The sequence below is a fragment of the Frankia nepalensis genome (assembly GCF_016786325.1).
Classification (GTDB): Bacteria; Actinomycetota; Actinomycetes; order Frankiales; family Frankiaceae; genus Pseudofrankia; species Pseudofrankia nepalensis.
Window position 1 is genome coordinate 1 of sequence record NZ_JADWYU010000385.1, and the last position, 13,372, is coordinate 13,372.

The window sequence follows — 13,372 nt, forward strand, 5'->3', positions numbered from 1 at the left end:
CGGTCAGGAAGGAAACGATGTCCGTCGCGCGGGCGGACGCGGGCGCGGGCCGGGCCATGCAGAACACCGTAGCGGACATGGACGCGCGGCAGGCCAGGACAGGAGCTTGACTGCAAAGCAAGTTTTGCTATAGCAATGTCCTCATGTTCGACTTAACGGGCCGCGTGGTCGTGGTCAGTGGTGGCAACGCCGGGATCGGCCTGGCCTTCGCCCGAGGCGTCGCCCGGGCCGGTGGCGACGTCGTGATCTGGGGCCGGCGGGCGGACAAGAACGCCGAGGCCGCCGAGGAGCTCGCCGGCTTCGGTCACCGGGTGCTCGCCCAGGAAGTCGACGTCTCCGACGAGGCCCGCGTCGTCGAGGCGATGGCCGAGGTGGCCGAGGAGCTGGGCCGCGTCGACGGCGTCATCGCCAACGCCGGTCTGATGCGCAAGGAGCGCAGCTTCGTCGAGATGACCAGCCAGGCCTGGCACAGCCTGCTGGCCGTCAACCAGCACGGGGCCTTCCTCACCATCCGGGAGGGCGCCCGGCACATGAAGCGCCGCCACGACGCCGGCGACCCCGGCGGGTCGCTGCTGTTCTGCGCCAGCCTGTCGGCACTGACCGGCAGCCCCGGCATGCAGCACTACAACGCGTCCAAGGGCGCGATGGCCGCCATGTCACGGGGCATCGCGGTCGAGGCCGGCCGCTACGGCATCCGCTGCAACGTGGTCTGCCCCGGCTACACGGTGAGCGAGACCGTCCAGATCCCCGCCAGCAGCCCGCTGTTCGAGCGCAACCGCCGCTACAACCCGTCCGGCCGGGCGGGGAACGCCGAGGACTTCGAGGGTATCGGCGTCTACTTCATGAGCGACCAGTCACGGTTCCACACCGGCGACCTCGTCGTCATCGACGGCGGCTGGCTGGCGAACGCCGGCAAGACCGACATCACGGAGCTTCCCCCATGGCCGTAAAAGTGCTGCGCGTCGAAGGCATGCGCGCCGACACCCGAACCCCCGCGGAACGGGCCGCTCTGGAGGCCGACGAGGCACGCCCGCTGGACATGAGCATCGACGCGGTGCTCGAGGGTGCCAGCCGGCAGACCGGCCTGGACGACTTCGGCTCCCTGGACTTCACCCAGCGCCTCGGCCCGCTGCTGGCCGAGGTCGAGGCCGACGCCAACGTGTGGCGGACCCACAAGGCGACGTTCGTCCATCAGTGCGTCCAGGCGGCGGCGAACCGGCTGCTCATCCAGCGCTACTGGAACGACCACCCCGCCTGCCTCGACGCCCCGATCGAACGACCGATCAACGTCATCGCGCTGCCCCGCTCAGGCAGCACCCACCTGGAGAACCTGCTCGCCGCCGACCGGCGGCTGCGCCACCTCCCGGTCTACCTGGCCGCGCAGCCGGCCCCCAGCGTGGGCGAGACGCCCGGGCCGGACGGGGTGGACCCCCGCTGGTCACGGTCGAACGTCCGATGGCAACGACTGTCCACCAACGAGATCTTCGCCGCGATGCACGAGCACTCGCCCGACCACGCCTGCGGCGAGAACGAGCTCCAGGTGCCGGACTTCGCCAGCTACCAGTGGGAGTGGATGGCCAACGTCCCCGGCTACCGGGACCACTACCTGAGCCACGACCAGACGCCGCACTACCGCTACATGAAGGACGTCCTGCGGGCGATCGCCTGGCAGTTCCCCAGCGACCGGCGCTGGATGCTGAAGTCGAACCAGCACAGCGAACAACTCGGCCCGCTGATGGCGACCTACCCCGACGTGACCGTCGTCATGATCCACCGCGATCCGGTCGCCACGATCCAGTCGCTGCTGACCATGCGCGGCCTGGCGCTGAAGATGAGCCAGAAGCGGCCGGACATCGACGCCCACGTCGGCTACTGGGTCGACCGCCTCGAGCGGATGCTGCGCAGCTACCTGCGCGACCGGCACCTGGTTCCCGACGGCCAGCTCGTCGAGCTGCGGTTCGACGAGATCGTCGGCAACGACGTCCAGGCCGCGGCCGGCGTCCTGGAACGCGCCGGCCTGACGGTCACCGACGAGACCCGCGCGGACATCGAGCACTACGTGACCTCGCACCCCCGCGGCAGCCGAGGCCGGGTCGTCTACGACCTCGAAGGCGACTTCGGGCTCGACCCGGACGAGCTGCGCGACCGGTTCGCCTTCTACACGGACACCTTCCAGATCCGGCCCGAGGTGGGAAAGGAGCGCGCCCGGTGAGCCCACAGCGGCAACCCCTCAACGCCCTGATCGTCAAGGAGGGCGAAGGCGTCCAGGCCGCCGTGCCCCTCGGTGACGGCATCTTCGCCTCGCGCGGTATCTCCAACAGCTACCTGGTCACCAGCCCGGACGGCGACCTGCTGATCAACACCGGGATGTACTTCGAGGCCGAGCAGATCAGGGAGCGGTTCGCCCAGGTCAGCGACAACCCGGTGCGCGTCATCGTGTTCACCCAGGGCCACCCCGACCACGTCGGCGGCTGGTCGCAGCTCGACGCCCCGGGCGTCGAGACGATCGCCCAGGCCAACCACGCGGACGTCCGGGAGTACTTCCATCGCCTGCAGCCGTTCTTCGCCCGCCGCAGCGGCCGGCTCTGGAGCCGGGACATCACCAATGTCGACCGGTCCTACCAGCCGCCCGAGCCCGTCGTGACCACGACCTTCCGCGACAGCCACGCCTTCACCCTCGGCGGCCGGCGTTTCGAGCTCTACTCGACGCCCGGCGGCGAGACCACCGACTCACTGGTCGTCTGGCTGCCGGAGGAACGCATCCTCTTCACCGGCAACCTGACCGGGCCGCTGTTCGGGCACATACCGAACCTCTACACGGTGCGCGGCGACAAGATCCGCAGCGCCATCGCCTACCTCCACTCCGTCGACCGGATCCTCGCGCTGAGCCCCGAACAGCTGATCACGGGGCACGGCGAACCGATCCGCGGCGCCGACGACATCCGGCGACGGCTGACCCAGATGAGAGATGCCACCGCCTACGTACGCGACCGGACCATCGAGGGCATGAACGCCGGCGTCGACCTGTGGACGCTGATGGGCCAGATCACGCTGCCACCGGCCCTCGACATCCCCCAGGGCCACGGCAAGGTGCCCTGGATCGTGCGGGCGATCTGGGAGGAGCACACCGGCTGGTTCCGCTACGAGTCGACCACCGAGCTGTACGACGTCCCCCCGTCCGCGATCTGGGACGACCTCATCGAGCTCACCGGCGGGACCGCCCCGCTGCTCGCCCGGGCCGAGGCACACCTGGCCGCCGGGCGAGCACTGCACGCCCTGCACTTCGCCGAGATCGTCCTCTCCCAGACGCCCAAGGACCCGGCCGCCCTGCGGGTGAAGCTGGAGGCCCACGAGCTGCTGCTGGCGCGCAGCGGGCGGGAGAACTTCAGCGAGGTCCGCTGGCTCGAAGCCGAGATCCGCGACATCCAGGAGGCCCTCTCATGAATCCGGAAGGCACGGTCGTGAATCCGGGAGGCACGGTCACGGCCCATCCGCGGCTGTCCGTGAGCGAGATGTGCACCTACCCGTGGACGTTCGCCGACGAGCTGGTCCTGTGGGACTCCCTCGGCCTGCGGCACGTGGGCGTGCTCGACGTCAAGCTCACCGCCCACGGGCGTGATCAGGCGATCAGGGCGCTCGCCTCCCGGTCGCTGCGCCTCACCACGGTGATCACGAACATGTTCGACCTCGGCGCGCCCGAGACCTGGGACGCGACCCGCCGCGAGGTGAACCAGGCCGTCGAGCTCGCGGCGGTGGGCGGTGGCTGCGTCTATTTCACCCCCGGCACCGCGCCAGGGCGGTCGTTCGACGAGCTGACCGCCGCGCTGGCCGACGCCGTCGCGCCCTGCCTCGCGCACGCCGTCTCCCAGGGCGTCCGGCTGGCGATCGAACCGACGCAGCGCACCGACCGGTCGTTCGTCCACACCCTGCCCGACGCGATCAAGGTCGCCGACCGCACCGGCCTCGCGCTCATCGTCGACCTCGGCAACTGCTGGCGCGAGCCCGACCTGGCCGCCGCCATCCACCAGGTCGGCGACCGCCTCGCCGCCGCGCAGCTCTGCGACGTGATCACCCACGAGCGCGCCGGGCTGCCCACCGGAACCCGGGTCGTCCCTGGCGAAGGCGACATGCCCGTCGAGACGTTCCTGCGCGCCGTGCTCGAGACCGGCTACACCGGTCCCTTCGAGATCGAGCTCGTCGGACCAGCAGTCCAGGCCGAGGGCCTCGACGTGGCGACCCGCCGGGCGGCCGCCGCGGCGACCACGTTCCTGGAGAAGGTGATCCCGTGACCCGCGCGATCGTGTTCAACGGCGACGAGACCTGGGAGCTGCGCGACCTGGCGGTGCCCGACCCACAGCCCGGAGGCGCCGTCCTACGCGTCGAGGCCACCGGCCTGTGCCACAGCGACATCGACCACTTCCGCGGCCACGTCCACACCTCCTGGGGCGGCGCTTTCCCCTCCATCCCCGGCCACGAGATCGTCGGCCGCATCGAGAAGATCGACCCCGCGGCCGCCGAGAAATGGGGCGTCACCGAAGGCGACCGGGTCGCGGTCTGGGACATCGTCTTCACCCCCGCCGGGCACCGCATCTACGGGCACGACTTCTCCGTCGACGAAGGCTCCGGGCTCTACGGCGGCTTCGCCGAGCACCTCGAACTGCTGCCCGGCTCCATGGTCTACAAGCTGCGCGACGATCTGCCCGCCGACCAGCTCACCGTCTTCGAACCACTCAGCTGCGCGGTCACCTGGGTCGCACCGGTCAAACACGGCGACGTCGTCCTCATCGAAGGACCTGGGCACATGGGCATGGCCACCATCGTCGCCGCGAAGGCGGCCGGCGCGGCCAGCGTCATCGTCACCGGAACGGCCAAGGACCGGTTCAGGCTCGACTGCGCCCACCGCGTCGGCGCCGACCACACCATCGACGTCGAAGCCGAGGACCCCGTCGAACGAGTCCGCGAGATCACCGGCGGCGAGCTGGCCGACGTCGTCATCGACGCCGCCGCCGGCAACCCGGTGACCGTGAACCTGGCCATGGACCTCGTCCACCGCGGCGGCCACGTCGTCATCGCCGGCATGAAGGATCGGCCGCTCGAGGGCTTCCACAGCGACTGGATCCCCACCCGGCGCATCACCCTGCATCCCGGCGCCGGCCTCGACGCGGAGGGCGCCGTCGCGCTCATCAACGCGGGCAAGGTACCGACCGCCGAGCTGCTCGGCGACTCGTTCCCGCTGGAGAAGTTCGAGGACGCCTTCGCGCTCCTGACCCGCCAGACACCCGGCCGCGACTCGGTACGCGTCGCGCTCCGGATGAGCTGACCCGCCGACCGCCACGCACCGGGACCGCGCGCCACACCGGGACCCCCGCAGCACGCGAGGACAGCAGAACACACCAGGACAGCACGGCACACCAGGACAGGAGGCTCGACATGGGTGACGCGGAGCAGACCTACCGCGAGGTCATGACCCGGGAGCCAACGCCGGCCACGACTCCCTACGAGGCCGCCACCCGTGACTTCGTGTTCGGCGAGGTGTGGTCCCGGCCGGGGCTCAGCCGGCGCGACCGGCGGTGGGTGGCGCTGACCTGTGTCGCCGCCGCGGACTCCCCCGAGCCGATCGACGACCACGTCTACGCCGCGCTGAAGAGCGGGGACATCTCTCTCCCGGAGATGCTTGAGTTCATCCTGCACTTCGCGGTCTACTGCGGATGGCCCAAGGCGTCCCACGTCGAGATGGTCATCGCCAAGCAGTCGGCCCGGATCTCCCAGGAAAACGGGCAGGAGCCCGAGCCGTGGCCGACGCTGGCCAACGAGACCCTCGGGGACAACGACTGGGAAAGCCGGCTCGAGCGCGGCGTCAAGGAGTTCGTCGAGGTCAACCTCACGCCGGCGCCCCCCGCGACCTCGCCCTACCGCCACGCCGGAATCCTCAGCTTCGTCTTCGGCCATGTCTGGCAACGGCCCGGGCTGACCCGGCGGGAGCGGCGAATCATCACCGTCGCCTGCGTCGCGATCGACGACTCGCCCACACCGCTGACGACCCATGTCTCCTCGGCGCTGCATTCTGGCGACCTCACCAAGGAGGAGATGGACGAGATCGTGCTCCAGTTCGCCACCTATTACGGGTTCGCGAAGGGCGAGGCACTTCACGACGCGGCCGAGGCTGCCTGGGCAAAGAAAAGCGCCTGATGCCGATTTCCATGACTCACCTCCAGCGGTTGGAGGCGGAGAGTATCCAGATCTTCCGGGAGGCCGTCTCCGAGTCGGAGCGTCCGGTGATGCTGTACTCGGCGGGCAAGGACAGCTCGGTGATGCTGCATCTGGCGGTAAAGGCGTTCTACCCGTCGCGCCCGCCGTTCCCGCTGCTGCACGTCGACACCACCTGGAAGTTCCAGGCGATGTACGCGTTCCGGGACCGGCTGGCCGCGGATCTGGGGCTGGACCTGCTGGTACACCAGAACCCGGACGCGGTGCAGCGGGGGATCAACCCGTTCGACCACGGCTCCGCGCTGCACACCGACCTGTGGAAGACCGAGGGGCTCAAGCAGGCACTGAACAAGTACGGCTTTGACCTCGCGTTTGGCGGTGCGCGCCGCGACGAGGAGAAGTCCCGGGCCAAGGAACGGGTGTTCTCCATCCGCGCGGCTCAGCACCGCTGGGACCCCAAAGACCAGCGCCCCGAACTGTGGCGGCTCTACAACGCCCGCAAGGCCCCGGGGCAGTCGGTGCGGGTGTTCCCGCTGTCGAACTGGACCGAGCTCGACATCTGGCTCTACATCCACCGGGAGAACATCCCGATCGTCCCACTCTACTACGCCGACCAGCGCCCGGTGGTCGAACGCGACGGCGCACTGATCATGGTGGATGACGAGCGGATGCCACTGGCCACGGGAGAGGTCCCCGAGCAGCGGTCGGTGCGGTTCCGCACGCTGGGCTGCTACCCGCTCACCGGCGCGGTCGAGTCGCAGGCGTCAACCCTGCTGGAGATCATCCAGGAGATGCTGCTCACGACCAGCTCGGAGCGCCAGGGCCGGGTCATCGACCACGACTCGGCCGGGTCGATGGAGAAGAAGAAGCAAGAGGGGTACTTCTGATGGCGCACGCGACCGATGATCTGGTGGCGACGGACATCGAGGAGTACCTGCGTCGGCACGAGCACAAGTCGATGCTGCGGTTCATCACCTGCGGCAGCGTCGATGACGGCAAGTCCACCCTGATCGGACGGCTCCTCTACGACGCGAAACTCGTCTTCTCCGACCAGTTGGCGGCGTTGGAGTCCGACTCGCGCAAGGTTGGCACCCAGGGTGGGGAGCTGGACTTCGCGCTGCTCGTGGACGGGTTGGCGGCGGAGCGGGAGCAGGGCATCACGATCGACGTGGCCTACCGGTTCTTCTCCACCGAGAAGCGCAAGTTCATCGTGGCCGACACCCCCGGCCACGAGCAGTACACCCGCAACATGGTCACCGGCGCCTCCACCGCCGACCTGGCCGTCATCCTCATCGACGCCCGCAAGGGCGTGCTCACCCAGACCCGCCGCCACAGCTACCTCGTCTCCCTCCTCGGGATCCGCCACGTCGTCCTCGCCGTCAACAAACTCGACCTCGTCGACTACTCCCGCGACGTGTTCGAGGCGATCGAGGCCGACTACCGGACCTTCGTCGCCCAGATCGGCCTGGAAGGCGACGCCATCGCCGCCATCCCGCTCTCGGCGCTACGCGGCGACAACATCACCGAGCCGAGCCCGAACACCCCCTGGTACACCGGGCCCACCCTGGTCGGCCACCTCGAGACCATCACCATCGACGACGCCACGGCCGACGGCCCGTTCCGGCTGCCCGTGCAGTGGGTCAACCGCCCCGACCTGGACTTCCGCGGCTTCGCCGGCCAGATCGCCGGCGGCACGATCCACCCCGGCGACCGCATCCGCGCCCTACCCTCGGGCCAGGAATCCACCGTCGCCCGGATCGTCACCGCCGACGGCGACCTCACCACCGCCATCGCCGGCCAGTCCGTCACCCTCACCCTCGCCGACGAGATCGACGTCTCCCGCGGCGACCTGCTCGCCGCCGCCGACAGCCCCGCCGAGGTCGCCGACCAGTTCGAGTGCCACCTCGTCTGGATGAACACCGAACCGATGCTGCCCGGCCGGCCCTACCTCCTCAAGATCGGCACCAGGACGGTCAACGCGACCCTCGCGCAGCCGAAGTACAAGGTCAACGTCAACACGCTGGAACACACCGCCGCCAAGACACTCGAACTCAACGAGATCGGCGTCGCCAACCTCAATCTCGACCGGGCCGTCCCCTTCGACCCCTACGCCACCAACCGCGACACCGGCGGCTTCATCCTCATCGACAGATACACCCACGCCACCGTCGCCGCCGGACTCCTGCACTTCGCGCTCCGCCGCGCCCACAACATCCACTGGCAGGCCGTCGAAGTCAACAAGCAGGCCCGGGCCATCCGCAAAGGCCAGAAACCAGCCGTCGTCTGGTTCACCGGCCTGTCCGGCGCCGGAAAATCCACCATCGCCAACCTCGTCGAAAAACAACTCCACGACCAGGGCCACCACACATACCTCCTCGACGGCGACAACGTCCGCCACGGGTTGAACAAGGACCTCGGCTTCACCGAAGCCGACCGCGTCGAAAACATCCGCCGCGTCGCCGAAGTCGCCCGCCTCATGGCCGACGCCGGCCTCATCGTCCTCACCTCCTTCATCTCCCCCTTCCGCGCCGAACGCCAACTCGCCCGCGACCTCCTCCCAGACGGCGAATTCATCGAGGTCCACGTCGACACCCCCCTCCACATCGCCGAAACCCGCGACCGCAAAGGCCTCTACGCCAAAGCCCGCCGCGGCGAACTCACCAACTTCACCGGCATCGACTCCCCCTACGAACCCCCCACCAACCCCGAAATCCACCTCGACGCCTCCGGTGCGGTCCCCGCCGAGCAGTCCGCCGACCAGGTCGTCGCCTACCTGCACAACACCGGCATCCTCACCCCGGCGGAGCGGACATGAACGACAGGGACGACCACGCGGTCGCGGCCGCGCTAGCCGCCGAGGCGGGCGACCTGCTACTCCGCATCCGCGACCAGGGCGGCGACGCGGGTGACAAGCAGTCCAACGACCTTCTGCTGCGTCGCCTGGCGCAGACTCGCCCCGAGGACGCCGTGCTGTCGGAAGAACGCACCGACGACCGCGTCCGCCTCGAACACGACCGTGTCTGGATCATCGACCCCCTCGACGGCACCCGCGAATACGGAGAACCACCGCGAGACGACTGGGCCGTCCACGTCGCGCTCGCCGTCCGCGGCCGTCCCGACGTCGGCGCCGTCGCCCTGCCTGCCGCCGGCCTCGTCCTGCACACCGGCGGGCCGCCGGCCCTCAGCCCCCGGGCCGCAGGCCCGATCCGCCTCGCGGTCTCCCGAACCCGACCGCCCGCCTGTGTCGACCACCTCGTCACCCGACTGGACGCCGCCCTGGTTCCCATGGGCTCCGCCGGCGCCAAGGCGATGGCCGTCGTCCGAGGGCAGGTCGACGTGTACGCCCACTCCGGCGGCCAGTACGAATGGGACTCCTGCGCACCGGTCGCCGTCGCCGCGGCCGCCGGAATACATGTCTCCAGACTCGACGGCTCACCCCTGCGCTACAACCAGCCCGACCCCTACCTCCCCGACCTGCTCATCTGCCGACCGGAGCTCGCCGCGCCAGTCCTCGCCGCACTGCGAGACCAGGAGGTCACCACGTGATCCGCGTGGGATTCATCGGGCTGGGCAGCCAGGGCGCGCCCATGGCCCGACGCATCGTCGAGGACGGCTATCCCCTGACCCTGTGGGCCCGCAGGCCCGCCTCCCTGGAGCCGTTCGCCGACACCACGGCCAGGTTCGCCGCCACGCCCGCCGAACTCGGCACCTCCAGCGACGTCGTCTGTGTCTGCGTCGTCGGTGACGCCGACGTCGAGGACGTTCTCCTACGGCCCGACGGTGTGCTGGCCGGCATGGCACCGGGCGGTCTCGTCGCGATCCACTCAACGGTCCATCCGGACACCTGCCACCGAGTCGCGTACGAGGCCGCCAAGCGGGAGATCGCCGTCATCGACGCGCCGGTCAGCGGGGGCGGCGGCGCCGCGGCGCGGCGCGCGCTCCTGGTCATGGTCGGCGGCGCCGACGAGGACGTCGCACGATGCCGTCCGATGCTGGAGACGTTCGCGGGTCCGCTCATCCACCTCGGCCCGCTCGGCAGCGGGCAGCTGGCGAAGGCGCTGAACAATTTCGTGTTCACGGCCCAGGTCACGGCCGCGTTGGAGACCTTCGCGTTCGCCGACGCACTCGGCATGGACCGCGCCGCCGTGGCCCAGGTCCTAGCGCACGGCAGCGGCGGGAGCCGCGCCAGCGCGATCCTCGCCGCTTCCGGCTTCAACACCGCCGGGCTACGGCAGGCCGCGCCACTCCTGCGCAAGGACGTCAGCATCATGCTGGACGTCGCCCGGGCGAGCGGCGCCGCCGAACCCGCTGCGCTGGTGAAACTCGTCGACGCCACGCTGACGACCCTCGACGAGTAGCCGGCGGTCCTTCCGGGCGGCACCCCTCCCTCCTCGGGATCGGCAGCCGCGAGGAGCTGTCGACGAGCGCGCTTTTCCTGACCCTCCGTCCAGCCGGTCCGGCCGTTCCGACGGCCGGACCGGCTGGTTCCGGCACCCGATCTCCCGGGAGGAGGATGACGATGTCGCACATCCACGAAACAATCAGCCGCCCAGAGAACACCCGACCAGACCGGCCAGTCAGATCCCCACAGTCACCGGGGCCGACCCGCTTACGGCTGGCCGGCGTCGCCTTTCTCGCCCGCCAACCTGGCCTTCGTATCCACCTGCGGCGGCAGCTCCGACGCGCAGGACGACCACGACAGCGAGCGGCTCCGCACCTCCTGAGCCCCGATCGCCAGAGCGACCGGCGCGCCCGTCAAGCTCGGCGTGATCATGGAGGGGGCGAACCCGAACTCGGACCAGACCAACGACAACCGGGTCGCCGAGGCGCTCGAGATGCCGACGCGCTGCACCGGAATGGTGCTCCTTGGCCTAGTCGGGCTAGGCCCTCGCAAGCCCGCGGCTAGAAGACCCCGATCCCAGCGGCCTCGTTGCGCTGACGCCACTGCTCGCGGGACATGCGGGTGGTGTCGACGTCCTGGGCTGACGAGCGCAGCGCGCCTACGGTGGCCTGCTCCCACGGAGTGTGGGCGAACGGGTCCCAGCGGAAGAAGCGGGTGGCGTTCTGCCAGGTGATCTTGTGGACCTCTTCGTCGGCACATCCCGCCTGCTGGAGCTCGTTCCACGCGTGTTCCGGCGACTCCGGCCAGGTGGTGTCGGTGTGCGGGTAGTCGCATTCCCACGCGATGATGTCGATGCCGATCCGGTCGCGTAGGCGCAGGCCGGAGGGGTCGGTGATGTAGCAGGCGAGGATGTGGTCGCGGAAGACCTCGGAGGGCAGCTTGCCACCGAAGTCGCCACCGTCATGGAGCCATGCCTGGTTCTCGACGTGGCGGTCGACCCGGTCGAAGTAGAACGGGATCCAGCCGATCCCGCCCTCGGACAGCGCCACCCGGAGGTCGGGGAACCGCCGCAGGGTCGGGCCGAACAGCAGGTCCTGCGCGGTGATCGCGCTGATCTGGCAGGCCAGCACCATGAGATGGTCGATCGGGGCCTCGGGTGGCCTCTTGATGACGTCGAAGCCGGCGCCGATGTGCAGGGACAGGACCATGTCCTCGTCGCACAACGCCTTGAGCATCGGGTCCCAGTAGCCGGACAGGAAGCTCGGGAAGCCCTGGACATGCGGGGTCTCGAGAAAGCTGATCGACCGGCAGCCCTTCCGGGCGAGGCGGTGGATCTCCTTGACGGCGAGCTCGACATCCCACATGGGGATGATCCCGAGCGGGATGAACCGGCCCGGGTAGGAGCCGCACCACTCGTCGATCGCCCAGTCGTTGTATGCCTGGAGCATCACGAGCGCGATGTCCTTGTCCCGCGACTCGGTGAAGGTCCTGGCGTTCCAGCCTGCCATCGTCGGGAAGCACATCGACGCGAGCACGCCGTTGGCGTTCATGTCCCGGACCCGTTCGTGCACGTCGAAACAGCCGGGGCGCAGTTCGCTGTAGGTCGCGGCGTTGTAGCCCCACTCCGTGCGGGGCCAGCCCACGGTCGCGGCAAGGCCGAAGTGGGTCGTGGTCCGCTCTCCCCCGAACACCCACTGGTCCAGGCCCTGCTCGTTGCGCTCCACCCGGGGCGCCTCGGCGAGCCACTTCGCCGGGACGTGGTTCCGGTACATGTCGGGCGGCTCGATCATGTGGTCGTCAATGCTGACCAGGATCATGTCTTCCATGCGCATCGGGTCGCTCCTCTCGCTGCATGGGCGAATGACAGAAAGGTGCTGGGATACCGCGGCTAGCCCGCGCCTAGAGACGCCGGCGATCTGTTCTGTCAGACGGCGATCGGGAGTTTCTCGTAGCCGCTGACCGTGCTGGTGTGCAACCGGACCGCGTCTCGTAGTCGACCTCCCAGGTCGCGAACCGCTTGAGGGTCTCCTCGGTCGCGACCCAACTCTCCAGCCGGGCGGGACCGGCGCCCAGGCAGAAGTGGATGCCATGGGCGAGCGAGACATGGCTGTCGAACCGGCGGTGGATGTCGTAGACATCGGAACTTGGGACCCCGCCGGCGGCAACGATGTCCGGCCGGAACGAACGGTATAGGCGATCATCGATCGCGGCATGTCAAGGCGGCGCTTTGCCGGCAAGCAACGATCACTTGTCAGGGAGCGCAGCGATGCTGTCGGTGACGAGGGGGTAGTGGCAGGCGGCGTACTGGCCTGGGCGGACCTCGCGGGTCTGGGGCTCCTCGTCGGCGCACTTGGGGGTGGCGAGTGGGCAGCGGGTGCGGAACCGGCAGCCGGTCGGCGGGGCCAGCGGGGAGGGCAGGTCGCCCTCGATGGCCGGGCCGTGGAAGGCGTTGTCCGGGTCGGCGCGCGGGACGGAGTCGAGCAGGGCGCGGGTGTAGGGGTGTGCGGGGTTGGTGTAGACGAGGTCGGCGTCGCCGAACTCGCAGACCTTGCCCAAGTACATCACCAGCACGTTGTCGCTGACGGCGCGGACGACGCCGAGGTCGTGGGCGATGAACACGACGGTGAGGTGGTGTTCGGTCTTGAGTTGTTCGATGAGGTTGAGGATCTGGGCCTGCACCGACACGTCGAGGGCGCTGACCGGCTCGTCGCAGATGAGCAGCTGGGGTTTGAGGGCCAGCGCCCGCCCGATGGCGACCCGCTGGGCCTGGCCGCCGGAGAGCTGGCGGGGCAGCAGGTCACCGAACCGCTCACCGCCGAGGCC

13 protein-coding genes and 1 pseudogene are annotated in these 13,372 nt (G+C 69.5%); 10 read left to right on the plus strand and 4 right to left on the minus strand.

From position 1 onward, the window contains the following. Positions 1–143: 143 nt before the first annotated feature. From I6A81_RS42155 to I6A81_RS42200, 10 genes are all read left to right on the plus strand, one after another. The gene (locus I6A81_RS42155; protein ID WP_203006776.1) at positions 144–950 is read left to right on the plus strand and encodes an SDR family NAD(P)-dependent oxidoreductase; all 807 of its coding nucleotides are present in this window, start codon (positions 144–146) and stop codon (positions 948–950) included. Continuing rightward, entirely contained in the window at positions 941–2,212 is a 1,272-nt protein-coding gene (locus I6A81_RS42160) for a sulfotransferase family protein (RefSeq protein ID WP_203006775.1), read from the plus strand. Before I6A81_RS42155 ends, I6A81_RS42160 begins: the two co-directional genes overlap by 10 nt. Further along, complete coding sequence (locus I6A81_RS42165; RefSeq protein WP_203006774.1) at positions 2,209–3,444, plus strand: MBL fold metallo-hydrolase; 1,236 nt, start codon at positions 2,209–2,211, stop codon at positions 3,442–3,444. The genes I6A81_RS42160 and I6A81_RS42165 overlap by 4 nt, the downstream gene beginning before the upstream one ends. Continuing rightward, positions 3,441–4,289: a sugar phosphate isomerase/epimerase family protein gene (locus I6A81_RS42170; RefSeq protein ID WP_203006773.1), complete on the plus strand. Its 849-nt coding sequence runs from the start codon at positions 3,441–3,443 to the stop codon at positions 4,287–4,289. Before I6A81_RS42165 ends, I6A81_RS42170 begins: the two co-directional genes overlap by 4 nt. Next, on the plus strand, positions 4,286–5,320 hold the full coding sequence (locus I6A81_RS42175; RefSeq protein ID WP_203006772.1) for a zinc-dependent alcohol dehydrogenase: 1,035 nt from the start codon (positions 4,286–4,288) through the stop codon (positions 5,318–5,320). The genes I6A81_RS42170 and I6A81_RS42175 overlap by 4 nt, the downstream gene beginning before the upstream one ends. 110 nt (positions 5,321–5,430) lie before the next feature. Further along, complete coding sequence (locus I6A81_RS42180) at positions 5,431–6,189, plus strand: carboxymuconolactone decarboxylase family protein (protein WP_203006771.1); 759 nt, start codon at positions 5,431–5,433, stop codon at positions 6,187–6,189. Further along, entirely contained in the window at positions 6,189–7,094 is a 906-nt protein-coding gene (cysD, locus tag I6A81_RS42185) for a sulfate adenylyltransferase subunit CysD (protein ID WP_203006770.1), read from the plus strand. The genes I6A81_RS42180 and cysD overlap by 1 nt, the downstream gene beginning before the upstream one ends. Continuing rightward, complete coding sequence (gene cysN / locus I6A81_RS42190) at positions 7,094–9,022, plus strand: sulfate adenylyltransferase subunit CysN (protein ID WP_203006769.1); 1,929 nt, start codon at positions 7,094–7,096, stop codon at positions 9,020–9,022. The genes cysD and cysN overlap by 1 nt, the downstream gene beginning before the upstream one ends. Further along, complete coding sequence (locus tag I6A81_RS42195) at positions 9,019–9,753, plus strand: 3'(2'),5'-bisphosphate nucleotidase CysQ (RefSeq protein WP_203006768.1); 735 nt, start codon at positions 9,019–9,021, stop codon at positions 9,751–9,753. Before cysN ends, I6A81_RS42195 begins: the two co-directional genes overlap by 4 nt. Next, positions 9,753–10,565 carry an NAD(P)-dependent oxidoreductase gene (locus tag I6A81_RS42200; protein WP_407661484.1) on the plus strand — a complete coding sequence of 271 codons (813 nt, stop codon included), beginning with the start codon at positions 9,753–9,755 and terminating at the stop codon, positions 10,563–10,565. Before I6A81_RS42195 ends, I6A81_RS42200 begins: the two co-directional genes overlap by 1 nt. Positions 10,566–10,816: 251 nt before the next feature. Here the strand turns inward: I6A81_RS42200 and I6A81_RS42205 are convergent, their stop codons facing one another. From I6A81_RS42205 to I6A81_RS42215, 4 genes and pseudogenes are all read right to left on the minus strand, one after another. Beyond that, positions 10,817–11,059, minus strand: coding sequence for a hypothetical protein (locus tag I6A81_RS42205; protein WP_203006766.1), 243 nt, complete (start codon positions 11,057–11,059; stop codon positions 10,817–10,819). 50 nt (positions 11,060–11,109) lie between these two features. Then, positions 11,110–12,381, minus strand: a complete 1,272-nt coding sequence (locus I6A81_RS42210) for an amidohydrolase family protein (RefSeq protein WP_203006765.1) — start codon at positions 12,379–12,381, stop codon at positions 11,110–11,112. Positions 12,382–12,473: 92 nt separating this feature from the next. Further along, a pseudogene (locus I6A81_RS44580) lies at positions 12,474–12,688 on the minus strand (cytochrome P450); the annotation flags it as partial. A gap of 105 nt (positions 12,689–12,793) precedes the next feature. Continuing rightward, a partial coding sequence (locus I6A81_RS42215; protein WP_203006764.1) for an oligopeptide/dipeptide ABC transporter ATP-binding protein occupies positions 12,794–13,372 on the minus strand: 579 nt, incomplete at its 5' end.

Bases quoted from the DNA above. Each gene is read 5' to 3' on its own strand.
- I6A81_RS42155 (WP_203006776.1), top strand. From the start codon at position 144: ATGTTCGACTTAACGGGCCGCGTGGTCGTGGTCAGTGGTGGCAACGCC.
- I6A81_RS42160 (WP_203006775.1), top strand. From the start codon at position 941: ATGGCCGTAAAAGTGCTGCGCGTCGAAGGCATGCGCGCCGACACCCGA.
- I6A81_RS42170 (WP_203006773.1), top strand. From the start codon at position 3,441: ATGAATCCGGAAGGCACGGTCGTGAATCCGGGAGGCACGGTCACGGCC.
- I6A81_RS42180 (WP_203006771.1), top strand. From the start codon at position 5,431: ATGGGTGACGCGGAGCAGACCTACCGCGAGGTCATGACCCGGGAGCCA.
- cysD (WP_203006770.1), top strand. From the start codon at position 6,189: ATGCCGATTTCCATGACTCACCTCCAGCGGTTGGAGGCGGAGAGTATC.
- cysN (WP_203006769.1), top strand. From the start codon at position 7,094: ATGGCGCACGCGACCGATGATCTGGTGGCGACGGACATCGAGGAGTAC.
- I6A81_RS42195 (WP_203006768.1), top strand. From the start codon at position 9,019: ATGAACGACAGGGACGACCACGCGGTCGCGGCCGCGCTAGCCGCCGAG.
- I6A81_RS42210 (WP_203006765.1), bottom strand. From the start codon at position 12,381: ATGCGCATGGAAGACATGATCCTGGTCAGCATTGACGACCACATGATC.